This is a genomic window from Campylobacter sputorum (assembly GCF_002220775.1).
Taxonomy (GTDB): Bacteria; Campylobacterota; Campylobacteria; order Campylobacterales; family Campylobacteraceae; genus Campylobacter_F; species Campylobacter_F bovis.
Window position 1 is genome coordinate 747,508 of record NZ_CP019685.1, and the last position, 26,995, is coordinate 774,502.

Sequence of the window (26,995 nt, forward strand, 5' to 3'; positions counted from 1 at the left end):
TTGAATACACTTAAGCATTTAGCAATAATAATGGATGGAAATGGGAGATGGGCAAAACAGCGTTCTCTTATGAGAATAAATGGGCACGAAAAGGGTGCTGAGGTTGTGGATGATATAGCGACTTATTGTGCTAAAAATGGCATACAAACTCTTAGTCTTTATGCATTTAGCACAGAAAATTGGAAAAGACCTAAAAATGAAGTAGATTTTCTTATGAAACTGCTTAAAAAATTTATTATAAAGCAGCGAGAAAAACTAATCAAAAATGATATTAAATTTGATACTATAGGCGATATATCGGTTTTTGATAGTGATTTATTAAATGAAATTTTAAATTTAAAAGAATTAACAAAAAAAGGTGCAAGTTTAAATTTAGTTTTAGCATTAAATTATGGCGGTAGAGACGAGATAGTTAGGGCTTGTAAAAAACTAGTTTTAGCAAATGATGAAATAAATGAAGAAAATATTTCAAAAAGTATAGATAGTGCAAGTTATGGCGATGTTGATTTGCTTATAAGAACAGGTGGAGAAATAAGATTATCAAATTTTATGCTTTGGGAAGCTAGCTATGCAGAGCTTGAATTTACAGATACATTTTGGCCCGATTTTAATTCAAAAGAGCTTGATATTATAATTAAGAAATTTGAGAAAAAACATAGAAGGTTTGGTGGATTATAGTGATTTGGGTATTATTTTTCATATTTGGGGCTGTAATTGGTTCATTTGGAAATGTTTTGATTTATAGAATTCCATTAAAACAAAGCGTTGTTTTTCCAGCTTCGCATTGCCTAAAATGCAATAAAAAGCTTAAATTTTATCACAATATACCCATAATTTCTTGGATATTTTTACGTGGCAAATGTGCATTTTGTAAAAATAAGATTAGTTTTGTTTATCCTTTAGTTGAGTTTGTTAGTGGAATTTTGATGGTTTTAGCATATTTTTATGTTTATGAAATTTTTAACTCTTTTATGCTTGGAGTTTGTTTTATAATACTTTTTTGTCTTAGCATTATTGACTTTAAGATAAAAATGGTTCCTGAAAATTTGCTGCTTTTTGCTTATGTTTTTGCTATTTTATCAAATTATGACAGAGATTTGATTGCGTATCATTTAATAAATTTAAATTTATACGGGACTTTTTTTGTTGATTCTTTGATATTAGCAGGTGCGATTATAATTATAAAAACTATTGTTAGTGTTATAAAAAACAGAGGCAAAATTTATGATAATATAGAAGTTATGGGAGATGCCGATACTATCATAATTGCTATTATTGGAGCGATTTTAGGCATAAAAATGGGAATAATTGCTATTATTTTGGCTTGTATTTTTATGCTGCCTTTTTTTATGTATTTTATTTTAGTCAAAAAACAAAGCGATATAGAGCTTGCGATGATACCATTTTTATTTTTAGGTTTAATTTTTACATATATTTTTAAAAGTGAAATTATAAATTTAATTTCGTTATATTATAATTATATTCAAAATTTATGATTTGGTTATGGTATGAACAGAGTAAATAGGTATCTTTTAACTAATTTTTTAAGTAGTTTTGCTTCGCTTTTCGCAACACTTTTTATAATAGTTTCCATTGTATTTTTTATACAAATTTCAAGAATAACATCTTATGTAAGCATAACATTTTTTGAACTAGCTAGACTTTATATGTTTTTGCTTCCACAAATTTTACTTTTTACTATCCCAATAAGTTTTTTTGTATCATTAGCCATAAGTTTTTTTAAACTTTCAAAAGAAAATGAGAGTATAGTTATTTTTACATTAGGATATCCAACTAGACAAATAGGAAAGTTTTTTGCCATATTATCTACTTTTGTAAGCATCCTTTTGCTTGGAACTTCTCTTATAATGATACCAATTGCCGAGGAGTTAAGCGATAATTTTATTGGACACAAGCTAAATGATGCACAGCTTAATATCAAAGCTTCACAATTTGGTCAAAAATTTTCTGATTGGATGGTATATATAGAAAACCAATCAATGGATCAAAATACAACCGTGTATGAAAATTTGATACTATATAATCCAAAAAACAGTGATAGTAACGATAGGGTTTTAATGGCAAAAACAGGTTACATAAATAACTTTAATGGCACAATAGAGCTAAAATTAATAGATGGATATAGTTATGATATAGCATCTAATGTCATACATGCTACAAAATTTGATAATATGATTATAAGAAGTAAGCAAAAAGATAATTCAAAAGAAATTGTTAGTATAGTTGATTATTGGAAACAAGCACTAAACGATGATAAGCGAAAAAAAGATTTTACGATAAATGTATTAGTTTCTATTTTTCCACTTGCAAGTGTGTATTTTGCACTTACTTTTGGAATAGTAACTTATAGATATGAAAAAGGATTTATATATTTTGGTATATTTGGTGTCTTGTTTTGTTATTTTGCTGCTTTAATGATACTTGTAAAACAACCATTTATAGCTATTCCTCTTATTTTTATAGTTACACTTCTTGCGTCTATTTTTTCTTTTAAAATTAAAATTTTAAGTAGATATTAAGGATATGAAGTTTCTTTTTATTTATAGTTATGATGGAAGTGAGTTTTGTGGTTCGCAACGCCAACCTCATAAAAATAGCGTAGAAAACTACTTGCAAGAAGCACTTTGCCATGTTGGAATTTTTGATAAAGTGGTTTCAAGTTCTAGAACAGATAAAGGCGTTCATGCTTTAAATCAATGCTCGGCTGTGTCTTGCAAAAATGATTATTTTAATGATAAAAAAAGACTTTGTGAGCTTATAAATCGCCATTTACATCCAAAAATGCATATAAAAAAAATTATTCTTGTAGATGATAATTTCAATGTTCGTTTTGATGCTATTGCTAGGAGTTATAGATATGTGATAAATCATAGTGAATTTAGCCCTTTTTTATCAAAATATTGCCATTTTATGCCTAAATTTGATATAGAAAAACTAAATGATATTTTGCAAGTTTTTGTTGGAGAGCATGATTTTAAAAACTATATGAAAACAGGAAGTGATGCGAAATCAAGCGTAAGAACTGTGTATTTTGCAAGAGTTTTTAGAAAAGATAATTTAAGCATTATTACATTTAAAGCAAATGGATTTTTACGCTCACAAATAAGACTTATGCTATCAAATTCTTTTAAAGCTTTAAATGATGGTAAAATAATTGAAAATAGTTATAAATTACAAGCTTATACCAGAATCCCGTTTTCGCCAAATGGACTTTATCTAAATAAAATTTTTTATAATAATTTTTTAAATAAATCTTTTTTTACCGATATAGATATAAATTAATTTATAGGAGATAAAATGATAAATTCTAATTTTTCAAATTTACCAAATAATAATGCAAATTTGCCAAAAATTTACCCATCTTTGCAAAATTTTAGCGAGTCTCTTGTAAAATATGGAGAAAATCAAACAAAACTTTATGAAACTAAATTTAAAAATGATGGAAGTATATCGATTGAAGAATTAAAAAAAGAGATAAATAAAGAGTTTCCAAAATATCAATTTACATCTAGCGATCCAAGCGACCCGATAAATGGGCAACATCTTTTATATATTGATGATAAAAATTTACAAAAAATGGCAAATGATTCAGATTATAGAGCAAAAATTTTTGGACTTATGAAAAGAGAGTATAGTTCACTTGATACAAATCACAAGATAAAAATGGGCTCAAATATAGTAAGTTCAAGCACTACTGGATCAGTTTTTTCTCTAAGTGATAAAAATGAAAATATTGGCGGAGTTCCGTATAAAGGAATGGGTATAAGTTCTCCAACTTTTGATAACTCTATATCTGTTAAAAAGCGTAGTAATTCTTTTGGATATACTAATGATTGGTTTGAAGAACTTTTAAAGAAAATACAGGAAAAAAAGAGAAGAGCAAAAGCGTTTAGAAGTTAAAAAACAAAGAGATGAGTTTTTGAATATTAAAATTTAATTATCAAAGTAAAAATTTATAATTTTGGATTTAATATGATTTTTATTTAATTTTTACAAATCTAAAATTTTATATCTTTATATTTATAATTATTAAAACTATATGTATTATTTTCTTTTGGTTTTTGCATAAAAATTTGATAAGGCAGATAAATAAACACAAAATATAAGCATATAAAAGGGAATAAAACACCGCATACAAATGGATGTAAAATATTTTGAAACATTTTTTATCCTTAAATCAAATTTTATATTAAATTGATAAATTTTTTAAATTCATCGCCTCTTTGTGCGTATGAACTAAACTGATCTAAACTAGCGCAAGCTGGACTTAGCAGACCAACTTCATTTTCTTTTTTCATATTTTTAGATATCTCATTTACAGCTATATCTAAAAATTCACACTTAAAAGCTTTTAAGTTAAATTTAGCTGATAAATCCATAATTTTATTTGTATTTGAGCCTATGGCATAAATTACAGCATTTTGTTTACTTAAAATTTCAAAAATTTTACTTAAATCCACACCTTTGTCATCACCACCAATTATAGCGTGAATTTTAAATTCATTGTATCGTTTAAAAGCCTGCAAGGCTGCGTCGATATTTGTGGCTTTTGTATCATTTACCCAAAGTCTGCCAAACTTATCGTAAATTTCTTCTAGTTTATTTGGTTCTATTATAAAATTATTTAAAAACTCAAAATCTGCTTTGTCAAAAAATATTTTTTCTATACAAAGTGCCATCAAAGCATCCATTAAAAATGGTGTTTTAAATATTAAATTTTTACTTTCTACCCCACAAATTTTCTCTAAATCTTTTTCATCTTCGTAGTATAAAATTTGTGCCAAACTTTCAATACCTTTGTATTTTTTAGGTAAAATTGCAACAGAGCCTTCTTTCATTGATAAAATTGGTTTTAGTTTGGCTTTTTCATACTCTTGCATACTTCCATGCCAACTTATATGATCTGGTGTAATTGGTAATAAAATATATACATTAGGCGAAGCAAACTTTGTATAATGAAGCGTAAAGGAACTTGTTTCTAAAATCCATATTTTTGCATTTTTATTTAGCGTAGCAAGCGGATTTCCTACATTTCCGCCTATATCTGAGCCATATTTTTCTAGTAAAAATTGAGCCATTTTTGTCGTAGTTGTTTTGCCGTTTGTTCCACTTATCCATACGCTTGTAGGCATAATATCTTTAAAATAATCATATTCACTTATTAAATTTTTAGCATTTTTAACCAAATTATGAGTAGGCGGAAATCCTGGACTTGGAATTTCGAGGTTACTTTTTGACGCGTCAAATTTATCTGTTGGCAAAAGTAAATTTCCATATTCGTCTTGTGAAATTTCCTTAAACTTATCATCATAAATATCCCACCCGCCAGTTTTTGCGAGTGCTTTTGTAGTTAGTGCGTATCCAAATAGTGATTTTTTCATTATCTAAGCTTTAATGCAGTAAGTGCAACTAAATTTGCAAGTAGGGCAATTAGCCAAAATCTAATTATAATTTTGTTTTCAACCCAACCTTTTATCTCAAAATGATGATGTATTGGAGCCATTAAAAATATACGCTTTTTAAATATTTTAAAGCTTCCAACTTGCAATATTACAGAAACCGTTTCCATTACAAAAACAAATCCTATAATTATTAGCAAAAACTCATTTTTACTCATAATACCAACAAGTCCTATGAATGAACCCATACTAAGACTTCCGCTATCCCCCATAAAAACCTCAGCTGGATAGCAATTAAACCATAAAAATCCTATCAAAGCACCCATTAATGCACAAGTAACTATGATAACCTCTCCAAGTCCTTGAATACTTGGCAAAAATAGATAATTGCTAAAAACTATGTGTCCACTAAGATATGAAAATACACTTAGGCTTAAAAGTGCAAATATACTAGGAACCGTTGCAAGTCCATCAAGTCCATCTGTTAAATTTACAGCGTTTGAACTTGCAACTATTACAACTACCCAAAAAACAATTGAAAAAAATTCCATATTTAGGATTGGGTATTTGTAAAATGGCACAAAAAGTTCCGTATTTGCACCATTTGCAAACAGCACAATACTTATTACAAAAGCAAAAAGTATTTGAAGTGTAAATTTACCTTTTGGTGTTAATCCAGCGTGATTAATGTTTTTTATTATCTTATTATAATCATCAATGAAACCTATAGAACAAAATAAAAATAGACATAAAATAGAAGATATTACATAAAAATTATCAAGTCTTGCACAAAGCAAACTAGCAACTATGGTTGAAAATATAAAAACAAGTCCGCCCATAGTTGGAGTTTTATTTTTTGTTTGGTGTGATTTTGGTGCAAGTTCATATATAGGCTGATCTGCATGTTTTTGTTTTGCCCATCTTATAAATTTAGGCATAAAAAAGATCGTAAAAACAAAAGCTATAAAAAAAGCAAATCCAGCTCTAACTGTAGTGTATTGGAATAAATTTATATTTAAAAATGTATATAAATAATAAAACATAATAACCTTTATTGATAAAAAGCTAAATTTTAGTATAATAATGCTAAAAAATAATTAAATTTTTATAGAGAAAAAAGCGATGAATCAAAAAACAATTTTAATAATAACAGATGGTATAGGGTTTAATCCTAAAAATAAATTTAATGCGTTTGCAAATGCTAAAAAACCTACTTATGATTATCTTTTTAAAAATGTGCCAAATTCTCTTTTAAAAACAAGTGGCAAGAGCGTAGGTCTTCCTGATGGACAGATGGGAAATAGCGAAGTAGGGCATATGACAATAGGAAGCGGTAGAGTTTTATATCAAAATTTAGTAAAGATAAATATGGCCATAGAAGATGGTTCGTTAAAACAAAATACTGCTTTAAATTTGATAGCAAAAAAATGCAAAAGAGTCCATATTATAGGTCTTTATAGTGATGGCGGGGTTCATAGTATGGATAATCATTTTGATGAAATAGCTAGTATTTATGAAAGTTTTGGACTTGAAGTATTGCAACATGCGATAACAGATGGTAGGGATGTCTCTCCAACAAGCGGTGCTAAATTTATAGAAAAACTAGAACAAAAGCAGACTAAAAATAAAAAAATAGCCACTATTTGCGGTAGGTTTTATGCAATGGATAGAGATAAAAGATGGGATAGAGTGCAAAAAGCCTATGAAAATATGATTTTTGTTAATAATCCTTTAAATTTATCGCCAAGTAAATATTTAGAAAAATCATATGAAAACAATATCACAGATGAGTTTATAGAGCCAGCAAGTTTTAATGGTTTTGACGGCATAAAAAAAGATGATGGAGTTGTTTTTATAAATTTTAGAAACGATAGAGCAAGGGAAATTTGTTCAGCCCTAGCTTGTGAAAATTTCAGTGAATTTAAAAGAGAATTTGTAGTTAAAAACTTAATAACTATGACAAATTACGATGATAGTTTTGATTTTAAGGTTATTTTTGATAAATATGATATCAAAGATACATTAAGTGAGATTATATCTCAAAATGGTCTTAGACAATTTCATTGCGCAGAAACAGAGAAATACGCACATGTAACATTCTTTTTTAATGGTGGAAAAGAAGATGTTTTGCCAAATGAAACTAGAATTTTAGTTCCTAGTCCAAAGGTTAAAACATATGATGAAATGCCACAAATGAGTGCATATGAAGTTTGTGATGCTACGCTAAAAGCTATAAAAGATGGATTTGATTTTATAGTTGTAAATTTTGCAAATGGTGATATGGTTGGTCATACTGGAAATTATGAAGCATCTATAAAAGCTGTTGAAGCTGTTGATGAGTGCCTAGGAAAGATAATTAAACTTGCAAAAGAACAAAATTATGCTTATGTGCAAATAAGTGATCATGGTAATTGTGAAGCTATAAAAGATGAAAATTTAAATACCCTTACAAACCATACAACTTTTGATGTATTTTGCTTCATTTTAGCAAATGGAGTAAAAACTATAAAAAACGGTGGCTTAAGTAATGTCGCGCCAAGTATTCTTAAAATAATGGGAATTACTTGCCCAAAAGTTATGGATGAGCCTCTTATATAGCCGGTAAAATAATGCCAAAATATATTAGTGCTTTAAGCGTTATTAAAGCACTAAGCCCAGCAAAAAATCCAGCTAACATATCATCACCCATTACGCCCAAACCGCCTTTTACTTCCCTATCTATGCGTCCTATAATAGATGGTTTATAAATATCAAAAAGTCTAAAATAAATAATACCAAGTATAAAACCAAACAAAGAAAGCCCGCACATTGATAAAGTTAGCCAAATACCTGCAACTTCATCTATAACTATACAAGAGTTATCATGAGAGTTTGTCTCTTTTTCGTATTCTTTTATCGGATTAATAGCAGCAACAAATACTAGAATAGACAAAAGAGCTAGTGTATTAGCACCTAAAAATTTAAGTATAAAATACGCTACCACGGCTCCAGCTATAGTTCCAAAGGTTCCTGGTGCAAAAGGTATTAAACCGGTATAAAAAAATGTAAGAAATAGTTTTCTCATATAATAATCCTTAATTCATTATTGGTGTTTGATAAAGCTTCATAAGTGCTATATAAAAATCTTTTTCATCGTGTTTTTCTAAAATACCTTTGTTTGCAAATAAATTATCATAAATTTTTTGTATATCTTTAAATCTATTTGGAAAAAGTTCACTTAGTATGAGTGCTGAAATGTCACTTCTCATAAGGATGGATGGTGGCATAATTCCATTATAAAGCAAATCTCTTAAAGTTTTTGTGCGATATTTTATATGATGATGAGCACCATGCGGACAACTTCTTGTGCTAACTAAGCATTTACATTCATTGCAATATACAAACTCTGGCATAACTATGATTTCTATATTTAATTCTTTTTTATATATGTCTAAGGCTGTATGTGGTGTATTGCCATCATAAAACATACCTATACCACCATGATTTTGTCCAACTACAAGTTTATTTGCACCAAAATTATGTGCTGCAATGCACTCTAATGCCGGATCTACATGATCTTTGAAAAAAAATGTATTTTCAAAAGCTACTATTTCTATTTTATCTACCGGTAGATATTTACTTGCAAAATATTTTAGTGTTTTTACTCTTAAATCAAACTCAAGTTTATCTTCTGATAAAGTTCTTATTAAAAATATTATTACAAGATCTGCCTTGTCTATCATGATTCTTATAAGTCTTTCGTGGGCTCTATGAATCGGATTTGCTCTTAGCATAACCGCACTGATTTTTTTAAGATTATTATTTTTAATTTTTTTAAAAATTTTATCTTTTGTCTCTTCTAGTGAGGTATCAAATACCCGTATTTCACCACTTACTGCGTATTTTCCATATTTTAAATTTTTATTTGCTTTAAGTGTATCTACTAAAAATATCGACTTATCGGCTATTTCTTTTTTTGTTTTATACACACTTTCTACTTTTATATATCCTACTTTTTTATCATTTAAAACAAGCTCTAGCGTATCTTTGCTTTTTAAATTTTGCAATTCATCTTCACACCCACTTGGTGCAAAAACATAAGTAAATGGACTTGGTTCATCTTTAAATTTGCCGCTCATAGCAATCTTTGCTTCATCTTCATTCATTAGTTTAGTAAATTTGCCTAAAATTCCATTTTCTATGAGTGATAGTATGCCATACTCTGTTTTATTTATATTTATGGATTTATTTTTGGATTCCATATTTTTTTCTCTTTTCCCATAATGATTTTCTTGACATTCCTAGTTTTTTTGCAAGGTCTGTATCGCTATATTTATTTTGATATTTTGATATAGCAAGTTTTGTGTAATCATCAATGCTTAAAATTTCATTTATATCGAAATTACTATCTTCTACAGGTATATCTATGATTTGGCAATCTGCTTTTTCAAGTAAATTTGTAGTTGATATAATTACTTGTTTTTTTGAACAAATTTCTAAAACTTCCATCTTTTCTTTATCTTTTAAAGATTGAAAATTTATTAGATATAACAAATTTTTACCAATACGACTTTTAAGCTTTTCTAAAGAGTTGTTGTTTTTTAAATCAATTTGCTCAAAAGCTATATCTAAATTTATTGTATAAAATAGCGCAAAACTATCTGAGTTTTGAGTTTTTATACTGCGAATTAAAACAGGTAGTTTTAGTTTTTTTAATTCATGTTCTTTTAAATATGGTGATATTAAATTATTTTTAAAATAATTTTTATATGTTGTATTTAGCATTTTTAGTTTGTGATAATTTATAAAATACTTTATTTTTCTAATGAGTTCTTCCATTATGAAAGGTTTTTGTATATAATCATGTGCTCCAAGTTCTATTGGTCGTAAAATAGTATCATTACTTATATATGTAATCATTACTATAATAATAGAATCTCTATTTTCTACTATAATTTGTTCAAATTTTTTATTTGAAAAGCTAGTTGAAAGCAGTATTACATCAAAGAATTCATTTTTGTTATATTCATTTTCGTTTTCTAAAATTGTGCAATCAAAACCAAATTTACTGAGTTTTGAAGCTATGCTTTGTGCTAAATATATCTCATTTTCTACTATTAAAACTTTCATACTTAGTCCAATCAAAAAATTTTAAATTTACATTTGCTAATGCTGCAATCCCTTCTTTTTTTCCTATAAATCCTAAATGTTCTGTTGTTGTTGCTTTAATATTAACTCTATTTTGTGTTAAATTTAAAGTATTTGCTATATTTTTTGCCATTTTATCTTTATAAGATGATAGTTTTGGCTCTTGTGCGATTACAGTTATGTCTAAATTTATAATCTCAAATCCAACTTTTTTTATCATAGTATTTACGATATCTAAAAGTTTTATTGAACTTATATCTTTAAATTTATCATTATTATCTGGAAAAAGCTCCCCAATATCTCCTAAAGATGCTGCTCCAAGCATAGCATCAATTAATGCATGAATTCCAACATCTCCATCAGAATGAGCTATTATGCCTTTTTCATGTGGTATTTTTTCTCCGCAAATCACTAATGTTTTATCATTATTTTGGCTAAATTTATGCACATCAAATCCGTTTCCACTAAATATATCGTTTGATGGTTTTGGTAAATTTAAATTTAGCAAATCTTCATAATATGTTATTTTATTTGCGTCTTTGTTTCCCTCAACATACCAAATTTTGCCGCCAACTGCTTTTATGGCTGAGCTATCATCTGTGTATATTATGTCGCTTTGTAAAGCTTTTTTTAGCATACTTGTTTTTGATAACTGCGGTGTTTGAATAAGTTTTAATTTTTCTCTATTTATACTTTCTTCTTCAAAATACACAGTATCGCTAACTTTCAGAGCAGGAACAACGCAATCAGCGTTATTTAATCCTTCAATAAGCTTTAAAAATAGCTCTCTTCTAATGCAAGGTCTTGCTATATCGCTTACTAAAACAAATTCACTATTTATCTTATCTAGTGCATTTTTTAATGAATCTTGTCTAGTTTCGCCACCTTTTATAAATTTAAAATTATTTGTAAATTTACTCATATATTCGCATTCGTTACTTACTATAAAAACATCTTTAAAAGGGTAAAAATTACATAAATTTTGGGTTGCATATAGCCAAAGCGGAGTATCATTTAATCTTATCCATTGCTTTTTTACAGGTAGAGCAAATCTACTAGATGAGCCTGCACCAAGCATTATTAAAGATATATCAAGCATTATCATTCCTTTATATATTAACAAATAATTATTATACATTACAAAAGCTGTTTTTTAGCTTTTTATTGATATATTTGATAATTATTTTTAATATAGGAAAATGTATATGCAAAATACTAAAAATACTTTTGGAAAAACACAGCTTTATTATGCTAAAAATGGCATAATAACTGATGAAATGAAATATGTTGCAAAGACTGAAAGCTTAGATGAAAATTTAGTTATGCAAGAGGTTGCAAAAGGTTCTTTGATAATACCTGCAAATATCAATCATGCTCATTTAAAACCAATTGGTATAGGTATTGCAACAAAATGCAAAGTAAATGCAAATATTGGCTCATCTAGTTTAGCTAGCAATATAGATGAAGAGGTTGAAAAACTTAATATTTCTATAAAATACGGAGCAGATACTGTTATGGATCTTTCAACTGGTGGCGATTTAAACGCTATTAGAGAGGCTATCATAAAAGCATCATCAGTTCCAATAGGCACAGTTCCGATGTATCAAATCATTCACGATGTTGGAAATATTGAGAATTTGGATATAAAAACTATGCTTAATGTCATAGAAAATCAAGCAAAGCAGGGCGTTAGTTATTTTACTATACATGCTGGTTTTAAGTTAGAATTTATGCCGCTTGTTTCAAAAAGAAAGATGGGTATAGTAAGTAGAGGAGGTAGCTTGATGGCATCATGGATGATGCATTATCACAAAGAAAATCCATTTTATACCGCTTTTGATGAAATTTGTGAGATATGTGCTAAATATGATGTTTCATTATCTCTTGGTGATAGTTTGCGTCCAGGTTGTCTTTATGATGCTAGTGATGAGGCTCAAATTAGTGAATTAAAAGTTTTAGGCGAGCTTGCAAAAAGAGCTTATGAAAAAGATGTTCAAGTGATGATAGAAGGTCCTGGTCACATTCCGTTAAATCAAATTGAGTATAATGTCAAGCTCGAACAAGAACTTTGCAATAATGCACCATTTTATGTTCTTGGTCCGCTTGTTAGTGATATCGGTGCTGGGTATGATCATATCACAAGTGCGATTGGTGGAGCACTTGCTGCATATCATGGCGTTAGCATGCTTTGTTATGTTACGCCAAAAGAACATTTAGGTTTGCCAAATGCAAAAGATGTTAGAGAGGGGCTTATTGCTCATAAAATAGCAGCACACGCAGCAGATATAGCACGAAATAGAGTAGGTGCTATACAAAGAGATCATGCTATGAGTGATGCTAGGTATAATTTTGATTGGAATAAGCAGTTTGAACTTGCTTTGGATCCAGATAGAGCAAGAGAGTATCATGATGAATCTCTTCCTCAAGATGTATTTAAAGAAGCTGAATTTTGTTCAATGTGTGGACCAAAATTTTGTGCTTATAAGATAAGTAAAGAGATAGCAAAAAAAGAGTGTAAGGAGTATCCAAATGGATAAAAATGAAATTTTAGAAAAATTAAAACAGGTTATTTATCCTGGTTTTGAAAAAAGTATAGTTGATTTTGGTTTTGTAAAAGAGATTAAAACTAATAATGGTATCATTATAAATCTACAAATAGTATCATCAAATCCTGAAGTTGCAGACAAAATAAGAAATGATATAAAAGCACTTTTAGGAGATGTTTGTATAAATATAGCTCAACCAGAAATTCCAAAAGAGCAAAGCAACACAAGAAGTGGTAAAAACTTAGCACCACAAATCAAAAGTTTTGTAATGGTAAGTAGTGGAAAAGGTGGTGTTGGCAAAAGCACAACTACTCTAAATTTAGCTATATCTTTAGCAAAACTTGGTAAAAAAGTTGGTCTTATGGACGCAGATATTTATGGTCCAAATATACCAAGAATGCTCGGTGTTGAAAATGAAAAACCATATGCTATTGGTAATAAAATAGAACCAATTAAAACTCATGGCATAGAGATGATAAGCATGGGAAATTTAATGGAAAGTGGTTCTGCTTTGATATGGAGAGGTGCTATGATTATGAAAGTTATAGATCAACTCTTAAGAGATGTTGCTTGGGGTGATTTAGATGTGCTTTTATTTGATATGCCACCAGGAACTGGAGATGCACAAATTAGCCTTGCTCAAAGCGTGCCAGTAACTGCTGGAATTTGCGTAACAACTCCACAAACTGTTGCACTTGATGATAGTGCTAGAGCTCTTGATATGTTTGAAAAACTTCATATTCCTATAGCTGGAGTTATAGAAAATATGAGTGGATTTATAGCACCAGATACAAAAAAAGAATATGATATATTTGGAAAAGGCGGTGCAAAAAAACTATGCGAAAGATATAAAACTGAAATTCTTTCAGAAATTCCAATAGAACCATCCATAAGAGAGGGTGGAGATAGTGGAAAACCTATAAGTTTTTATGAGCCAAATTCAGTAAGTGCTAAAAGATATTTAGATGGAGCTGAGAAGCTAATAAAAATTATAGAAGATATAAACTCCAAAGGTGGAGCAGATAACTCTGCAATTCAACCAGATATGAGTGGTAAAGCACACTGTCATTAGTATAAAATGAGCTTTTTGCTCATTTTATAAATTCATTTAAAATTAGGAAATTTTATGCAAACAGAAATAGAACTAAAAAAATCCGGTAAGATATCTCGTCTTACAAATAAAACTTTTAAATTTGATGATAGGATAAAAGATGGCTTTTTTTCGGCTAATTATTTTTTAAAAACAAATAAAATCATTAAAGAAAATTTACCAAATCAAAATGTAACCCAACAATGGTTTTGCAGAACGGATGAATATATTTTATGTGGTATAGACGAAGCTATAGCAATTTTACAAACTTTTGCAAATAATCCTCAAAATTTAAAAATTCTCGCATTAAATGATGGAGATATGGTCAAAGGATATGAGCCTGTTTTAAAAGTTAGTGGAAAATATGAGGATTTTGGTTTTTTAGAAAATATCATAGATGCAACTTTAGCAAGAAGAAGCTCTGTTTGCACAAATGTAAGTGAAGTTTTAAAAGCAGCAAATGGAAAAATAGTTTTTTCTATGGCAGATAGACAAGATGATATTTTAACACAAATTGGTGATGGATATGCTACTTTTGTTGCTGGTATAAATAAGGTTTCAACTGACGCACAAGGCTTATGGTGGGATGGAAAAGGCATGGGAACTATGCCACACGCACTTATACAAATGTGTAAAGGGGACATCGTAAAAGCATGTGAAATTTATGCAAAAACGTTTCCAAATGAAAAAATAACAGCTTTGGTTGATTATAATAACGATGCAATTAACGATGCATTAAAAGCAGCAAGTGCTTTAGGAAATAGACTTTATGCTGTTAGAGCTGATACTTCAAAAAATTTGATAGATAAATATTTTAATGACAAAGATACTAGCGGTTTTGATCCGCATGGAGTTTGCAAAGAGTTAGTATTTGCCTTAAGAAAAGCTTTAGATGAAAATGGTTTTTCTTATGTTAAGATAGTGGTAAGTTCGTCTTTTACACCAAAAATTATCAAAGAATTTGAAGATGTTAGCACGCCTGTTGATATGTATGGAGTTGGAACATATACTGTTATAAACCAAACTTGCGGATTTACGGCGGATTTAGTAGAATTAAATGGAAAAGAAGAAGCTAAATACGGCAGACATAATTTTAAAAGCAATAGACTAAAAGAAGTGAAGCTAAATGCTAGATAAAACACTCCACTCTTTTATAAGTTTTTCTAAAGAGTATCTAGCGTTTGCTGGGCTAGTTGATACAAGAGGATAATTTTGTATAAAAGTATCTTTTAAAATGTATTTTTTATATAAAAACGAGGCTTTACTACCATTTGTAAATATGTGTGAAATATTGCTATTTTTTAAAATTTGATTTATATCATTTGTTTTTAAATTTGTTATAGTTGAGTCACTTGAACCTTTTATATCGCAACTCTTTACTATATCCCATAAGGCGATATTATGGTTACATAGTAGTGATTTTTTATCATCTAAGCTTACTGGTTCTTTTTCGTCAAATACAAAGCTTAAAACTTTCCAAAATCTATTTTGTTTATTAGCATAGAAAAATTCATTTTGCCTTGAAATAACTGATGGAAAACTTCCAAGTATTAGGATTTTTGAATGTTTATTAAAAAATGCAGGAATGTTGTTTATCATATTATTTTTTTGCCCTAAAAAGGGCAAAATTTATCATAAAGTATCGTGGATGATATCTTCTATACTTTTTGCACTTAGTAAAAACGGAGGTATTTCAAATATAGTTCTAGCACCACTTTGACCTGATTTTTGAAGCCTAAAAGCAGCTCTTGCATATGCAACCATAACACTTGATGTAAACTCAGGATTTGAATCAAGTTTTAAAGAAAATTCTATAACATGATTATTTTCTAAATTTTTTCCAGTTTTACCACCCCTAAAAACATTTCCGCCATGTGGTAAATTTGCGTGATTTTTATCTAGCTCATCTTTAGTTATAAAATTTACAGTTGTATCATAATCACTAAAATAGTTTGGCATAGAAACTATCTCTTGTTCAACTCTTTTTCTTTCGCTTTGCGTATCATTTTCTAGCACTACAAAACACTCTCTTGTGTGTTTTTGCCTTGTTGTATAATCTCCAAATTTAGCATTTCTTACATCATCTAGAATTTTTTGCGAAGGAATTGTGTATTGTCTTGCATCCACAACACCAGAAATTCTACGAATTGCATCCGAATGTCCCTGAGAAACACCTTTTCCCCAAAAAGTATAATCTTTTCCTTCTGGCAATACGCTTTGCATTATAAGTCTATTTAGAGAAAAAAGTCCCGGATCCCAGCCTATAGAAATAATGCCTATTTTTGAGCTTTTTTTAGCAATTTTGTCTACATTTTTATAATGTTCTAGCGTTTTTGCATGAGTGTCAAAACTATCAATGATATTAAAACTCTCAACAAATTTAGGACTTTGTTCCATCAAATCATTTGCACTTCCGCCACATAAAATCAAAACATCTATTTTGTCTTTCATATTAAAGCATTCATCTTGATTATAAACTTTAGAGCTAAAAAGAGTTTTTATGCTTTTTGGATCACGCCTTGTAAAAATGCCTACAAGTTCCATATCGTTTGTTTTTTGTAAAGCGGTTTCAACACCGCGACCTAAATTTCCATAACCAACTATGCCTATTTTTATCTTTTGCATTTTATTCCTTAAACTTAAATAAGATTGATTTAAATTATATATTTTTTTTGCTTTTATTTTTTTAAATTTAATTCATAAAGTTTTGCTTCTTTTAAAAATGCGTAAAAAGCATTTATCATTGAAGTTATAAAGCCTTTTTTACCATCAAAAAATGATCGCCTTAAAATGTAAGATTTAAAAAATATTAATGGAAAAATAAAAATCAGCTTTAAGAAATTTGGTTTTTTGCCTTTTTCAAAATCACGCTGGGCTCTAAGACTTGAATAATTATTATTTTTCATAACAAGCTCTTTTATAAATTTATCACTAAAATGATGGATTGAGTGTTTGCTTTTTGCTACTTTGCCGTTGATTGAAATTTGTGCGTGAACACCTAGATTTCTATATTCTCCACAACTTTTCTTAAAAAACCTAATGTGTGTATTTTTACGAACAAAAGGCGAACAAATCCGCCCTAAAGAATACTCGTGAAATTTTATATCAAGCCCGACATACTCACTTTGTTTCATAAAATTTTCAATTTCAGTTTTAAGCTCACCAGTAATTTCCTCATCAGCGTCTAAATTTAATACCCATTCATTTTTACAAAGTGAAAATGCATAGTTTTTCTGCACACCTTCGCCTTGCCAGTCGTGGTGATAAATTTTATCTGTAAATTTTGCTGCGATTTCAAGCGTTTTATCCTTGCTTCCGCTATCTACAACTATGATTTCATCAAAATCCGCGACAGATTTCAACATCCGTTCGATATGTTTTTCTTCATCTTGACAAATCATATAAACAGACGCTTTTATCATAATTTATTCCTTATTTTCTTAAATTTCAGCCAAAAGTCAAAAAAACTCTCAGTGCCAAGAATTCCTATTCGCTTGATTTCAAGCCTATTTTCACCAGATTTAAAAACTCCACGCTTAACAATTACGGCATTTTTAAATCCGCATTCTCCAGTTATTTGTAAGATTTTTTCATCATATTTTCCATAAGGATAAGCAAAACTCTCGCAAATTTTACCTGTGATTTTTTCAACCTCTTTTTTAGAATTTTCTATTTCTATCCTAGCTTGTTCAAGTGATATTTGAAGCAAATTTGCGTGATTTATCGTATGAGAACCAAACTCCACAATATCGCTCATTTTGGTAATTTGTTGGCTATTAAGCATAGCTGAAAAATGCGTTGCATTTGCCTTTTCCCAGTGATTTTCCTTTTGATTAGGAATTAAAAAAATTGTGGCTTTTGCACCATATTTTTTTAAAATTTCATAGGCATTTGTGAAATTATCAGCATATCCGTCATCAAATGTTATGCAAACTGCTTTCTTGGGCATATTTTCTGATAATTCGCAAAGTTCAGCAAGAGTATAAAATTTATAACCATTTTTTGCAATCCAAGCAATTTGCTTTTCAAAATCTTTTGGTAAAACTCGCCATTTATCAAATTTATCGCCAAAATGTCGTTCGATTGAGTGATACATTAAAACTCTTGCGTGATTATCGCTTATACAAACTCGCCACCAGTTATACCGAAGTGAAAATGCCACTAAAATTATAAACAAAAAAATACAGACAAAAATCATAAAGAATTCCACATTGAGTAAAGTAAAGTTAGATAGTATCATAATTTGCTTTATTGTTTTATAAAATGAATTACGATAGAATTAAAATCTAGGAGTTGTAAATGTTAGAACTTAAAGAAATCTTAGATAGTGGTTGGTATCGCGATTGCTACGTGCACCCAAATGATAAAAACAAAATGTTAAAAGTCCAAAAAGATGGCAAAGATGAGCTTTTATTGGTTGATTTGCAAAATTACAAAAAGATTTTATCTCTATGTATGAAAATTCAAAAATTCTTACCAAAAATTGAAAATGAATTAATTCAAACAGATAAAGGAAAAGCTATTATTTGCGAGATTATAAGAGACGATAATTTACAAATTAGTCAAAATTTAGAAGTTTATCTACAAAATCACACTTTAAGTAAAAATTTAGCCACTCAAATTGATACATTTTTAAAACTTATAAGAAAATACAATATAAATCTTTTTGATATTATAAATATGAAAAATTTCTTAGTGCAAATCAAAAACGGCGAAGAAAATCTGTTTTTTATCGATTTTAAAAGACTAAACAGCACTGACAAAGAAAATAATTTTTGTTTCAAATTACCATTTATATCAAAATTTAAACTTTTTAGACGCTCTTTAAGAGTTAAAAAACGACTCGGAATTAATAAGATTTTAACTGAAAATTAAAAATTTAACTTTTAAAGGTTAGATTATTAAAAAATCCCAATTTTTAACTTTTGCAAATATTCCAACACCTAAAATCGTAAATTTATCACTATTTTTATAAAATTTAGAGAAATTTCGCTCGCGATATTTGTGATTAAATGTTTTTTATCATTTAAATAATTTTTTATTAAGCTTTTATATGCTTTTATATATTCATTTGCTACATTTTCTATGCTGTATTTTTGTGTATTTTTTTATTTTTTCAAATTTAGTTTTATAAAAATCATAATTTTCATAAACTTCATCTAATTTTCTAGCAACAATTTCATCATCATTTTCTACTATAAAATCCTCTCCTAAAACTTCCTTATGATTTGCAGTATCAAGTGCAAAAACCATCTTACCATAATAAATTCCTTCAATCAAAGCCAAAGAAAAACCCTCTAATCTTGAAAACAAGACTTGCAAATTTGAGCTATATATGTAAATCCCAAGGATTATCAACATAACCTACAAGTTTTATTTTATCCTCTAAATTTAGAGAATTTATTAACTTTCTAAGCTCGTTTTCATAAATTCCTTGACCTAATCAAAGTAAAATTTAAAGTCAAATTTTACTTTGCTTAGTGCTTTTATAGCAAGTTGAAAGTTTTTATGCTCTTCAAGTCTTCGAACGCCAACTGTATTAAAATCGCTTTCATTTAAATTTTATTTGGAGCTTTAAAACAAATTCCATTTGCTTGTTTACAAAGCAACAAAGTTTCTGGAGAAATTCCAACACACAAATTGGCAAGTTTCATTTTTTTCTTAAAAAACCAATTATGTTTTGTAAAAACAAGTGGAATTTTGCGATTTAAAAATATCTGCATATATTTGCTAATTTCTAAAAATTTAGTATTGTGCGTGTGAATTATGTCTGGTTTATTTGTTTCACCATTTTTTGATAATTTATATAAATAAAATGGGTTAAATCTATTTTTATTTGTAGGGAATTCTTGTTATATTGTGATTATCTGAACTAATTTTATTACTAAATAGATAAACTTCGTGTTCCTTAGACATTTGATTACATAAATCAATGCAAACTTTTTCAGTCCCAGCAAACTGCACCCAGTGAAGTGTTTGTAAAATTTTCAAATATTTTCTCCATTTTTATAGATAAACTCTCTCCATTCGTAGTTTTGTGAAAATTCCCTACCGAACAAAACTTCAAGCATAAAATTTGTAACTCTTTTGGCATTTGCTATTTTTAGTGCTTTTTCTCGCCCATTTTCTCCTATTTCTCTCCACTTTTTGCTTTTTAAAATTTGTAAAATTTTTTCGCCACAATCATTTAAATTTTCAAAATAAACTATCTCTTTTTGATCTTCAAATAATCTTTCAAAACCACTAATTTTTGGGCTAAAAGTGCAAATTCCGGCACCCATAAATTGAGCCATTCTATCGCTTGCGTATAAAATTTTATCTTCATTTAATTTATCAACAAAATCATCAGCATTGAAATTAACAGCTATTTTTGATTTAGCAACTGCTTTAAAAAAATCATTGCCAAAAATAAAATTATTTCCTAAACTTCCATAAATTTTAATTTTTATATCATTTTTTTGACACATTTCATTTAAATTTTTTATAAATTTTTTTCTATTTTGTGAATAATCATTACCAATATAAAGCACATCATAAATTTTTTCTTGTGTAAGTTTTATATCAAATGCTTTATCTGAAATATTTGGTATGAAAGAAACCAAAGTATTTGTATATTTTTTTGAAATTTCTTTTAAATTTTTACCATTTGTCATAAAAAATGCATCTAAAAAATGGATTTTATTAAAATCATTGTCATCAATATTTCTTAAATCGGCATACCATTGTATAATTTTTATATTTGGTAGTGCTTCTTTTATTTTTTGCAAAGTCTCACGGCTTATTTTTTCAGCTTTTCCAAGAAGCAATAAATCTGCATTTAAATTTTTGCAAATTTCAATTAATTTATTTTGCATTTTTTTTAAACCAGTATTTTTAAGTTTGCAAAATCTTAAATTTCTTTCCCAGTCGCGATAACTAAAATCATATACAAAATGCCCATTTTGATGAAGTCCGTGACTTATTTTTCTCTCTAAACCATAAAAGAAATTTCCATCATCATATTCGTTAAAAATTCCACAATGAACTATTCTCATAAAATACCTTTATAATACTCTTTTAAATTTGATATGTAATTATAAAAATCTAAATTTTGCCTAGCATTTTTATGTAAATCTCTAAATTTAGCTCTGTAAATTTCATAATTTTTATAAATTTCATCTACTTTTTCATTCAAATTTTCATAAAAAAACTCACCATTTAAAACTTCATCTATTCCACCAACTTTTGATGAGATTAAAACATTTGAGTAAATTAGTCCTTCTATTAAAGTTAGCGGAAAGCCTTCTTTCCTTGAACTAATGACTTGCAAATGAGAATTTGCTAAAATCTGTGCAATATTATCTTTATGCCCTAAAAGTTTTACTTTTTGATTTAAATTTAACCCATTTATGAGTTTTTCAAAATTATCTTTTTCTTTTCCATTTCCAACTATTTGCAAAATGAAGTCAAATTTAAGCTTACTTACTTCATTTATCAAAATGTCAAAACCTTTAATAAAATCAAGCCTTCCAACGGCTGTTATAGTAAATTTAGCGGGTAAATTTCTAGTGATATTTTTAGGTTTTATACCAAAATATATAACCTTACTTTCATTGTTTATCGTAGTTGCGACTTTTTTTGAAACGGCAATTACATTTTTAACGCGGTTAAAAATTTTACCTTTTCTATCGTTGTGTTTTGTTGATACAAATTTAAAATCATAAAATTTACTTAAAATATAGCAAATTTGAGTGGCTTTACTTCCATGTGTATGAACGATATCATAATTTTTTATGATTTTTAAAACTTCTATGTATAAAAATGGATTATATCTTTTATCGTAACTTTTATACTCATAAATTTTAATTCTTTTATCAAATTTATCTAAAAAGTTCGCTCCTTTTGGTAATATTAAACCAACTTCATCACTTTTACAAAGCTCATTTAAGGTTTGCAAAATAATATTTTCTACTCCGCCAAAGATATTTGAGCAAGAAAAATAACAAATTTTCACCTACTTCTTCCTTTTTTGATTTTTAGTATAAAATGAAGCAAACTTCCACGACCGCTTATCATAAGGCGCGGAATTTCAAAATTTGAGTATTTATTTCTTAAAACATCGGGCGTTGTTGTAGTGGCAAATTTGTAGCCCGATTTTTCTACTAAAATAGTGTCAAATTTATCATAAAACCCAAAAGGATATGCAAAACTTTTGCAAGTTATACCAAATTTCTCTTCTATTAAAGATTTTGAGTGTTTAATCTCTATTTCTTTTTCTTCTAAGCTTAAAGATGGCAAATTTGCGTGATTTAGCGTGTGTGAGCCAATTTCTATAAAACCGCTTTCTATCATTTGCCTAACTTCATCATCGCTTAGCATCTCTTTAGCATTTAGCTCTGGGCTTGATTTTTTCAAATCTTTATCATTAGCCCAGTTTTTATCAAAGCGATTGCAAACTATAAAAATAGTAGCCTTAAAACCATATTTTTTAAGAAGTGGTAAAGCGTTTGTAAAGTTATCCTCGTATCCGTCATCAAAAGTTATTATGATAGATTTTTCAGGCATTAATGGCGAAATTTCACTTAAAAAATAGCTTTTAAAACCATTTTTTTTAAGCCAAATGAGTTGCTTTTCAAAACTTTTTGGTTTAACTCTTAGGCGATTAAATTTACTTTTGTTTTTTGGTAAATGATTTGCTATCATATGATACATTAAAACTCTTGGAATTTTATAATCAATACCCTTTAGCCACCATTTAAGGCGAATAGAAAAAATCACAAAACAAACAATGACTAAAAAAATAGATATAAAAATTATTGTTTTCAAAAATTTTCCTTAAATTTATCACTATAAACTAAAAATAAAAACACACTTACATAACTAAAAAGCTCTTTTGAGTCAAACACACTAAAATCAAACTGAGTTATAACTACAAAATATGCAAGTAGTGGCAAATATATGAAATTTTTACTTTTTAAAATTTCAAAAAAAACTAAAAATACCGCACTTATCCATACAAAAAGACCAAAAATACCAGTAAATAGTAGAATTTCTATAGTTGAGTTATGAACTCCTGTGTGAAGTGCGATATCAGGCGGCAAATCAAGACTTCTCCAAATTGAAACTCCATGACCAAAAAATGGCTGATTTATAATTTGACTTATGCCATATTTCCATAAATAAGTGCGGTAACTAGACTGACCTGCTAAAAGTTGATTAAATCTAGTTTGAAAGCTATCAACATTTAAATAAATCAAAATCACAGCAGCTATAAATAAAATCACTACAATAAAAAATCTTTTATCAAATTTTTTAAAGTTTAGTGTTATAAAAATCAAAAATGCCACGCCACTAGCTACCCAGCCAGATCTTGAAAATGAAAAAATCATGCAAAAGCCATAAATTGCCAACAAAACAAAACTTATAAGTAAGTTTTTTCTTAAAACAAAAAGTGAAAAAACTACGCTCACACTCATCATAAGCCCCATTATATTGCGGTTATTAAGAGTTCCTCTTAAGCCTGTTGTATTACCATTAGACACATTTCCAAACAAAACATTTGGGTTTAAAATCGCTTCACATATTCCACTGAGTGCTAAAAGCATAGTTCCAAATAAAAGCATAAAAACCATCTCTTTTTTAGAGAAGAAGGAAAGTGCATAAAAATAAGCAAGTGCTATGAAAATAAAAGCATATCTATAAATAAAAGAAAATGTATTTTTCCACGAATCTTTTGTTGCTAGTTCTAAATTTAGTAAATTTGAAACAATCATACTTAAAATTATAAGCCCAACAAAAAAGCTTAATATCTTAGTTTTGTTAAAATTTTCTTTTAAGATAAAATAATTTTTATTTTTTATAAAATGTATTATACAAAACAGTAAAATTAAAACAGTTGAAATTTGATAAATAGAATTTTTAAAAGGGACACTACAAAGCCACACAAAAAGTAAAAACTTAAAAGCAAATTTAGTTTTATCAGCTTTTAAGCTTAAAATATATTCACTCATTTAGCATTTCCTTGTAAATTTCCAAAGTTTGATTATACATTTTTTCTACTGAGAATTTGCTTTTTATATAGGAAAATCCATCAAATTTAAGCTCTTTTGCCGTTAAAATTTTATCGGCGAGTTCTTGTTCATCCAAAGGCTCAAAAAAGTAGCCATTTATTCCTTCTATTATGATATCTTTTACTCCGCCATGATTACTTGCAACAACTGGCGTATTTAGCGAAATTGCCTCAGCAACACTTCTACCAAAACTCTCAGGCTTAATCGAAGCACTTACTACCACATCGCTAAGTGCGTAAATTTCAGCGATTTTGCTAATACTACCTGTAAAAATCACTCTTTTTTCTAAACCTAGCTTACAAACCAAAACTTTTAAAAACTCAAAATATTTTTGCCTTTTTTTATGCACGCCACCAACGACTAAAAGCTTGGCATTTGGTAAAAATTTAAGTGCCTTTACGATAGTTTCTATGTTTTTTAAGTTTGTTATTCGCCCAACGCAAGATATGATAAAATCATCTTTTTTTAGATTAAATTTTGTCCTTAAAATTTCACTATCAAAATTTAAAGGATTAAAATCACTCAAATCTACACCTCTAAAAATCACTGAAATTTTAGTCTTATCTGCGTGAAAATTTTTTAAAATATACTCTTTTACGCAGTTGCTTGGCACTATTATTTTATCAGCATTTATCATAATTTTACTATAAAAATTTACTGAATTTAACCCATGCACCGTGCTTACGACCTTAAATTTTAGCCCTTTTTTAGCAAAAAACACAAGCCACGCAGGAACGCGGCTTCTTACATGAACGATATCTGGATTTAAATCTTTTAAAATTTTACGAAGTTTAAAAATTCTAGGGATGAAAGTAAAAATATTTTTAGAACTAACATCAAATTTTATTTGATTTTTAAGCTCTTTTTCAAGCTTTCCACCATTTGAAATCACATAATTTTTAATACCATCTTTATCTAAAAGCCTAGAAATATCTATCGCTCCACGCTCCACGCCACCTTCGTTTAACTCTGGCAATAACTGCACTATTATCATAAATTTATACTTTCTAAAACTTCTTTTAAATTAAATTTTTTTGTTTGTTTTAATTTGGCGTTGTTATCATAAATTTGAACTAAATTTAACTCTTTTAAATTTAGTAAAAACTCATCAAATTTTGAAATTTTATTCTTGAAAAGCTCCAAAATACACACATTTGCACTTCCATTACAAACCGCTTCACTTATCATAGAAACGCTATCGGCGGTTATAAAAATAAACTCACTTTTATGAGTAAAATCATAAATTGGATTTATTTTATTTTCACTAAACCAAACACTAAAACTAAAATTTCTTTTTTTAAGCTCGCTTTCTAGCCATTTTGGAGTGCGTGGAGAAGTGGTTATCATGCACTCATAATCACTAAATTTAGACATAATTTCATCTATTTTATTTAAAATATCGGGCAATATTTTGTAAATTTTATTTTCCCCGCCGATTATAAAAGAAATAGCCTTTTTTTGAGGTTTATAAAACTCTTTTTTTTCTAAAAAATTTAAATTTACAGGTAAAACTACCAAATTTAGAAGCTCTTTTTTAGCATCATTTTTAGTTGCAAAAATATAGCTAAAATCTTTTCTAAAACCCTTTGGCATCATTAAAGCTATGTTTTTAATGCCATTTTTTTTTGCATAGTATTTATTTGCATAATAAGTAGTTGAACCAGATGAAACAACCAAGTCATAGCCACTTTTAAGCTCACATTCAAAAATAGTCTTATAAATTCTTAAAAAATCCAAAATATAGCTTAAAATTTTTAAAAATTTGTTTTTAAATTTAATACTAGTTATCTCAAATTCAAGCCCTAACAAACGACAAAATGCTACGCTTTGGCTTTCATGACCCGCTCTTTTATCGCTTATAATTAAAGCTTTCATTAATTTAATTTCCAGCGATTGTGCATCCAAAACCACTGCTCTGGGCTTTGTTTAATTATATCTTCGTAAATTTCATTGCAAGTTTTAGTAATTAGCTTTATATCATTTTCTTTATCGCCACTTAAATTTAGATTAGGAAATTCTTTTACGATGATTTCATATTTGCCATTATCAATTCTTCTTGCAAAGATTGGAATTATTTTTGGATGATATTTTAAATAAAGCGAACCAACAGTTTTTGCAGTGTAACATTCACGCCCAAAAAATGGAACTAAAATGCTATTATTTAATTTTAAATCCGTTAGAATTCCAACAATTTCACCTTTTTTTAAAGCTTTTACAATCTTATTCATAGCTTCATCTTTATAAGCAAATTTGTTTCCAAACTCATCACGAAAAGGTATAGTGATATTTTTTTCTATTAAGGTATTATTTCCCTCTCTCGAAATAACAAGTTGCGGAAATCCTAGTTTTGCAACATATTTTGTTAAAATTTCCCAGTTTCCAAAGTGTGCAGTGAAAAACAAAACACCAGTATTTACATTTTGCATTAGGGATTTTATCTCATTTTCATAAGATTTATTAAAAAAATCTTCGACTTTTACTCTTTTGTTTATTAAAAGCAAACAATCTGCTACAGTTTTTGCCAAACTTCTAAAAGTTTCTTTTGCTAAATTTTTTATCTCGTTTTCATCTAAATTTTTAAAAGCATTGGCTAAATTTGAAATGGCTAAATTTCGGCGTGATTTTAATGTATAAAAAAGTAGCAAAGAGACTTTATCTAAGAAATAATAAATAAATTTTTTAGGCATAAATTTAGCACATTTTATAAAAAATAATACTAGTAAATATTCTATATTTTCTCTCAAATTTTCCCCTTAATATTCT

31 protein-coding genes and 1 pseudogene are annotated in these 26,995 nt (G+C 28.3%); 10 read left to right on the forward strand and 22 right to left on the reverse strand.

What is annotated here, in order from left to right; genetic code table 11:
* From uppS to CSPB_RS03835, 5 genes are read left to right on the forward strand one after another with little or no spacing between them, the layout of a single operon-like run.
* On the forward strand, positions 1 to 678 hold the full coding sequence (uppS, locus tag CSPB_RS03815; protein WP_089193204.1) for a polyprenyl diphosphate synthase: 678 nt from the start codon (positions 1 to 3) through the stop codon (positions 676 to 678).
* Positions 678 to 1,496, forward strand: a complete 819-nt coding sequence (locus tag CSPB_RS03820) for a prepilin peptidase (protein WP_235606500.1) — start codon at positions 678 to 680, stop codon at positions 1,494 to 1,496. The genes uppS and CSPB_RS03820 overlap by 1 nt, the downstream gene beginning before the upstream one ends.
* A gap of 12 nt (positions 1,497 to 1,508) precedes the next feature.
* The gene (locus CSPB_RS03825) at positions 1,509 to 2,540 is read left to right on the forward strand and encodes an LptF/LptG family permease (RefSeq protein ID WP_089193206.1); all 1,032 of its coding nucleotides are present in this window, start codon (positions 1,509 to 1,511) and stop codon (positions 2,538 to 2,540) included.
* A gap of 4 nt (positions 2,541 to 2,544) precedes the next feature.
* A complete protein-coding gene (truA, locus tag CSPB_RS03830) occupies positions 2,545 to 3,303 on the forward strand; it encodes a tRNA pseudouridine(38-40) synthase TruA (protein ID WP_089193207.1) in 759 nt (252 codons plus the stop codon).
* Positions 3,304 to 3,318: 15 nt separating this feature from the next.
* Entirely contained in the window at positions 3,319 to 3,921 is a 603-nt protein-coding gene (locus CSPB_RS03835; RefSeq protein WP_089193208.1) for a hypothetical protein, read from the forward strand.
* A 98-nt stretch (positions 3,922 to 4,019) separates the two neighbouring features.
* Here CSPB_RS03835 and CSPB_RS08585 read toward each other — a convergent pair whose 3' ends face one another.
* Genes CSPB_RS08585 through mraY form a run of 3 tightly spaced genes read right to left on the reverse strand, consistent with a single transcriptional unit; the run spans position 4,020 to position 6,463 of the window.
* Positions 4,020 to 4,184, reverse strand: coding sequence for a hypothetical protein (locus CSPB_RS08585; RefSeq protein ID WP_161492183.1), 165 nt, complete (start codon positions 4,182 to 4,184; stop codon positions 4,020 to 4,022).
* 21 nt (positions 4,185 to 4,205) lie between these two features.
* Positions 4,206 to 5,402, reverse strand: a complete 1,197-nt coding sequence (gene murD / locus CSPB_RS03840) for a UDP-N-acetylmuramoyl-L-alanine--D-glutamate ligase (protein WP_089193209.1) — start codon at positions 5,400 to 5,402, stop codon at positions 4,206 to 4,208.
* The gene (gene mraY / locus CSPB_RS03845) at positions 5,402 to 6,463 is read right to left on the reverse strand and encodes a phospho-N-acetylmuramoyl-pentapeptide-transferase (RefSeq protein ID WP_089193210.1); all 1,062 of its coding nucleotides are present in this window, start codon (positions 6,461 to 6,463) and stop codon (positions 5,402 to 5,404) included. The genes murD and mraY overlap by 1 nt, the downstream gene beginning before the upstream one ends.
* Before the next feature lie 79 nt (positions 6,464 to 6,542).
* Between mraY and gpmI the strand changes: the two genes are divergently transcribed.
* Positions 6,543 to 8,018 carry a 2,3-bisphosphoglycerate-independent phosphoglycerate mutase gene (gene gpmI, locus CSPB_RS03850; protein ID WP_089193211.1) on the forward strand — a complete coding sequence of 492 codons (1,476 nt, stop codon included), beginning with the start codon at positions 6,543 to 6,545 and terminating at the stop codon, positions 8,016 to 8,018.
* Here the strand turns inward: gpmI and CSPB_RS03855 are convergent.
* From CSPB_RS03855 to CSPB_RS03870, 4 genes are read right to left on the reverse strand one after another with little or no spacing between them, the layout of a single operon-like run.
* Entirely contained in the window at positions 8,011 to 8,484 is a 474-nt protein-coding gene (locus tag CSPB_RS03855) for a phosphatidylglycerophosphatase A family protein (RefSeq protein WP_089193212.1), read from the reverse strand. The two genes, gpmI and CSPB_RS03855, sit on opposite strands and share 8 nt — an antisense overlap.
* Before the next feature lie 10 nt (positions 8,485 to 8,494).
* Complete coding sequence (locus tag CSPB_RS03860) at positions 8,495 to 9,661, reverse strand: sulfate adenylyltransferase (RefSeq protein ID WP_227484153.1); 1,167 nt, start codon at positions 9,659 to 9,661, stop codon at positions 8,495 to 8,497.
* Positions 9,645 to 10,529: a DNA-binding transcriptional response regulator gene (locus tag CSPB_RS03865; protein WP_089193213.1), complete on the reverse strand. Its 885-nt coding sequence runs from the start codon at positions 10,527 to 10,529 to the stop codon at positions 9,645 to 9,647. Before CSPB_RS03865 ends, CSPB_RS03860 begins: the two co-directional genes overlap by 17 nt.
* Complete coding sequence (locus tag CSPB_RS03870; protein ID WP_089193214.1) at positions 10,504 to 11,646, reverse strand: bifunctional 2-C-methyl-D-erythritol 4-phosphate cytidylyltransferase/2-C-methyl-D-erythritol 2,4-cyclodiphosphate synthase; 1,143 nt, start codon at positions 11,644 to 11,646, stop codon at positions 10,504 to 10,506. Before CSPB_RS03870 ends, CSPB_RS03865 begins: the two co-directional genes overlap by 26 nt.
* A 100-nt stretch (positions 11,647 to 11,746) precedes the next feature.
* Here CSPB_RS03870 and thiC point away from each other — a divergent pair, with 100 nt between their 5' ends.
* Genes thiC through CSPB_RS03885 form a run of 3 tightly spaced genes read left to right on the forward strand, consistent with a single transcriptional unit; the run spans position 11,747 to position 15,320 of the window.
* On the forward strand, positions 11,747 to 13,084 hold the full coding sequence (gene thiC / locus CSPB_RS03875) for a phosphomethylpyrimidine synthase ThiC (RefSeq protein WP_089193215.1): 1,338 nt from the start codon (positions 11,747 to 11,749) through the stop codon (positions 13,082 to 13,084).
* Positions 13,077 to 14,165, forward strand: coding sequence for an Mrp/NBP35 family ATP-binding protein (locus CSPB_RS03880; protein ID WP_089193216.1), 1,089 nt, complete (start codon positions 13,077 to 13,079; stop codon positions 14,163 to 14,165). The genes thiC and CSPB_RS03880 overlap by 8 nt, the downstream gene beginning before the upstream one ends.
* 54 nt (positions 14,166 to 14,219) lie before the next feature.
* The gene (locus CSPB_RS03885) at positions 14,220 to 15,320 is read left to right on the forward strand and encodes a nicotinate phosphoribosyltransferase (protein ID WP_089193217.1); all 1,101 of its coding nucleotides are present in this window, start codon (positions 14,220 to 14,222) and stop codon (positions 15,318 to 15,320) included.
* Here the strand turns inward: CSPB_RS03885 and CSPB_RS03890 are convergent.
* The 4 genes from CSPB_RS03890 to CSPB_RS03905 are packed head-to-tail and all read right to left on the reverse strand — an operon-like array spanning position 15,306 to position 18,381.
* Positions 15,306 to 15,782 (reverse strand): DNA-deoxyinosine glycosylase, encoded by a 477-nt coding sequence (locus CSPB_RS03890; protein ID WP_089193218.1) that lies wholly within the window; start codon positions 15,780 to 15,782, stop codon positions 15,306 to 15,308. The genes CSPB_RS03885 and CSPB_RS03890 overlap by 15 nt on opposite strands.
* A 33-nt stretch (positions 15,783 to 15,815) precedes the next feature.
* Positions 15,816 to 16,808: a diaminopimelate dehydrogenase gene (locus CSPB_RS03895; protein WP_089193219.1), complete on the reverse strand. Its 993-nt coding sequence runs from the start codon at positions 16,806 to 16,808 to the stop codon at positions 15,816 to 15,818.
* Positions 16,809 to 16,861: 53 nt separating this feature from the next.
* Positions 16,862 to 17,605 carry a glycosyltransferase family 2 protein gene (locus CSPB_RS03900; protein ID WP_089193220.1) on the reverse strand — a complete coding sequence of 248 codons (744 nt, stop codon included), beginning with the start codon at positions 17,603 to 17,605 and terminating at the stop codon, positions 16,862 to 16,864.
* Positions 17,602 to 18,381, reverse strand: a complete 780-nt coding sequence (locus CSPB_RS03905; protein ID WP_089193221.1) for a polysaccharide deacetylase family protein — start codon at positions 18,379 to 18,381, stop codon at positions 17,602 to 17,604. The genes CSPB_RS03900 and CSPB_RS03905 overlap by 4 nt, the downstream gene beginning before the upstream one ends.
* Positions 18,382 to 18,482: 101 nt before the next feature.
* Between CSPB_RS03905 and CSPB_RS03910 the strand changes: the two genes are divergently transcribed.
* Entirely contained in the window at positions 18,483 to 19,058 is a 576-nt protein-coding gene (locus CSPB_RS03910) for a YrbL family protein (protein ID WP_089193222.1), read from the forward strand.
* A gap of 192 nt (positions 19,059 to 19,250) precedes the next feature.
* Here the strand turns inward: CSPB_RS03910 and CSPB_RS03915 are convergent, their stop codons facing one another.
* From CSPB_RS03915 to CSPB_RS03950, 11 genes and pseudogenes are all read right to left on the reverse strand, one after another.
* Positions 19,251 to 19,544 (reverse strand): glycosyltransferase, encoded by a 294-nt coding sequence (locus CSPB_RS03915; RefSeq protein ID WP_151899139.1) that lies wholly within the window; start codon positions 19,542 to 19,544, stop codon positions 19,251 to 19,253.
* 194 nt (positions 19,545 to 19,738) lie between these two features.
* The gene (locus CSPB_RS08590) at positions 19,739 to 19,906 is read right to left on the reverse strand and encodes a hypothetical protein (protein ID WP_161492184.1); all 168 of its coding nucleotides are present in this window, start codon (positions 19,904 to 19,906) and stop codon (positions 19,739 to 19,741) included.
* Positions 19,907 to 19,960: pseudogene (locus tag CSPB_RS09065) on the reverse strand (hypothetical protein); the annotation flags it as partial.
* 55 nt (positions 19,961 to 20,015) lie between these two features.
* Positions 20,016 to 20,174 carry a hypothetical protein gene (locus CSPB_RS08595; RefSeq protein WP_161492185.1) on the reverse strand — a complete coding sequence of 53 codons (159 nt, stop codon included), beginning with the start codon at positions 20,172 to 20,174 and terminating at the stop codon, positions 20,016 to 20,018.
* On the reverse strand, positions 20,171 to 21,217 hold the full coding sequence (locus CSPB_RS03920) for a glycosyltransferase family protein (RefSeq protein WP_089193224.1): 1,047 nt from the start codon (positions 21,215 to 21,217) through the stop codon (positions 20,171 to 20,173). Before CSPB_RS03920 ends, CSPB_RS08595 begins: the two co-directional genes overlap by 4 nt.
* Positions 21,214 to 22,176 carry a glycosyltransferase gene (locus CSPB_RS03925; RefSeq protein ID WP_089193225.1) on the reverse strand — a complete coding sequence of 321 codons (963 nt, stop codon included), beginning with the start codon at positions 22,174 to 22,176 and terminating at the stop codon, positions 21,214 to 21,216. The genes CSPB_RS03920 and CSPB_RS03925 overlap by 4 nt, the downstream gene beginning before the upstream one ends.
* Positions 22,173 to 22,988, reverse strand: coding sequence for a polysaccharide deacetylase family protein (locus CSPB_RS03930; protein ID WP_089193226.1), 816 nt, complete (start codon positions 22,986 to 22,988; stop codon positions 22,173 to 22,175). The genes CSPB_RS03925 and CSPB_RS03930 overlap by 4 nt, the downstream gene beginning before the upstream one ends.
* The gene (locus CSPB_RS03935; RefSeq protein ID WP_089193227.1) at positions 22,985 to 24,172 is read right to left on the reverse strand and encodes an O-antigen ligase family protein; all 1,188 of its coding nucleotides are present in this window, start codon (positions 24,170 to 24,172) and stop codon (positions 22,985 to 22,987) included. Before CSPB_RS03935 ends, CSPB_RS03930 begins: the two co-directional genes overlap by 4 nt.
* Positions 24,165 to 25,226, reverse strand: a complete 1,062-nt coding sequence (locus tag CSPB_RS03940) for a glycosyltransferase family 4 protein (RefSeq protein WP_089193228.1) — start codon at positions 25,224 to 25,226, stop codon at positions 24,165 to 24,167. The genes CSPB_RS03935 and CSPB_RS03940 overlap by 8 nt, the downstream gene beginning before the upstream one ends.
* Positions 25,223 to 26,107, reverse strand: a complete 885-nt coding sequence (locus CSPB_RS03945; RefSeq protein ID WP_235606503.1) for an ELM1/GtrOC1 family putative glycosyltransferase — start codon at positions 26,105 to 26,107, stop codon at positions 25,223 to 25,225. The genes CSPB_RS03940 and CSPB_RS03945 overlap by 4 nt, the downstream gene beginning before the upstream one ends.
* Complete coding sequence (locus tag CSPB_RS03950) at positions 26,107 to 26,976, reverse strand: lysophospholipid acyltransferase family protein (protein ID WP_089193229.1); 870 nt, start codon at positions 26,974 to 26,976, stop codon at positions 26,107 to 26,109. The genes CSPB_RS03945 and CSPB_RS03950 overlap by 1 nt, the downstream gene beginning before the upstream one ends.
* Positions 26,977 to 26,995 lie beyond the last annotated feature (19 nt).

Coding starts and splice junctions, on each gene's coding strand:
- CSPB_RS03825 (WP_089193206.1), top strand. CDS start 1,509: ATGAACAGAGTAAATAGGTATCTTTTAACTAATTTTTTAAGTAGTTTT.
- truA (WP_089193207.1), top strand. CDS start 2,545: ATGAAGTTTCTTTTTATTTATAGTTATGATGGAAGTGAGTTTTGTGGT.
- CSPB_RS03835 (WP_089193208.1), top strand. CDS start 3,319: ATGATAAATTCTAATTTTTCAAATTTACCAAATAATAATGCAAATTTG.
- CSPB_RS08585 (WP_161492183.1), bottom strand. CDS start 4,184: ATGTTTCAAAATATTTTACATCCATTTGTATGCGGTGTTTTATTCCCT.
- murD (WP_089193209.1), bottom strand. CDS start 5,402: ATGAAAAAATCACTATTTGGATACGCACTAACTACAAAAGCACTCGCA.
- mraY (WP_089193210.1), bottom strand. CDS start 6,463: ATGTTTTATTATTTATATACATTTTTAAATATAAATTTATTCCAATAC.
- gpmI (WP_089193211.1), top strand. CDS start 6,543: ATGAATCAAAAAACAATTTTAATAATAACAGATGGTATAGGGTTTAAT.
- CSPB_RS03855 (WP_089193212.1), bottom strand. CDS start 8,484: ATGAGAAAACTATTTCTTACATTTTTTTATACCGGTTTAATACCTTTT.
- CSPB_RS03860 (WP_227484153.1), bottom strand. CDS start 9,661: ATGGAATCCAAAAATAAATCCATAAATATAAATAAAACAGAGTATGGC.
- CSPB_RS03865 (WP_089193213.1), bottom strand. CDS start 10,529: ATGAAAGTTTTAATAGTAGAAAATGAGATATATTTAGCACAAAGCATA.
- CSPB_RS03870 (WP_089193214.1), bottom strand. CDS start 11,646: ATGCTTGATATATCTTTAATAATGCTTGGTGCAGGCTCATCTAGTAGA.
- thiC (WP_089193215.1), top strand. CDS start 11,747: ATGTATATGCAAAATACTAAAAATACTTTTGGAAAAACACAGCTTTAT.
- CSPB_RS03880 (WP_089193216.1), top strand. CDS start 13,077: ATGGATAAAAATGAAATTTTAGAAAAATTAAAACAGGTTATTTATCCT.
- CSPB_RS03885 (WP_089193217.1), top strand. CDS start 14,220: ATGCAAACAGAAATAGAACTAAAAAAATCCGGTAAGATATCTCGTCTT.
- CSPB_RS03890 (WP_089193218.1), bottom strand. CDS start 15,782: ATGATAAACAACATTCCTGCATTTTTTAATAAACATTCAAAAATCCTA.
- CSPB_RS03895 (WP_089193219.1), bottom strand. CDS start 16,808: ATGCAAAAGATAAAAATAGGCATAGTTGGTTATGGAAATTTAGGTCGC.
- CSPB_RS03900 (WP_089193220.1), bottom strand. CDS start 17,605: ATGATAAAAGCGTCTGTTTATATGATTTGTCAAGATGAAGAAAAACAT.
- CSPB_RS03905 (WP_089193221.1), bottom strand. CDS start 18,381: ATGATTTTTGTCTGTATTTTTTTGTTTATAATTTTAGTGGCATTTTCA.
- CSPB_RS03910 (WP_089193222.1), top strand. CDS start 18,483: ATGTTAGAACTTAAAGAAATCTTAGATAGTGGTTGGTATCGCGATTGC.
- CSPB_RS03915 (WP_151899139.1), bottom strand. CDS start 19,544: ATGTTGATAATCCTTGGGATTTACATATATAGCTCAAATTTGCAAGTC.
- CSPB_RS08590 (WP_161492184.1), bottom strand. CDS start 19,906: ATGCAGATATTTTTAAATCGCAAAATTCCACTTGTTTTTACAAAACAT.
- CSPB_RS03920 (WP_089193224.1), bottom strand. CDS start 21,217: ATGAGAATAGTTCATTGTGGAATTTTTAACGAATATGATGATGGAAAT.
- CSPB_RS03935 (WP_089193227.1), bottom strand. CDS start 24,172: ATGAGTGAATATATTTTAAGCTTAAAAGCTGATAAAACTAAATTTGCT.
- CSPB_RS03940 (WP_089193228.1), bottom strand. CDS start 25,226: ATGATAATAGTGCAGTTATTGCCAGAGTTAAACGAAGGTGGCGTGGAG.
- CSPB_RS03945 (WP_235606503.1), bottom strand. CDS start 26,107: ATGAAAGCTTTAATTATAAGCGATAAAAGAGCGGGTCATGAAAGCCAA.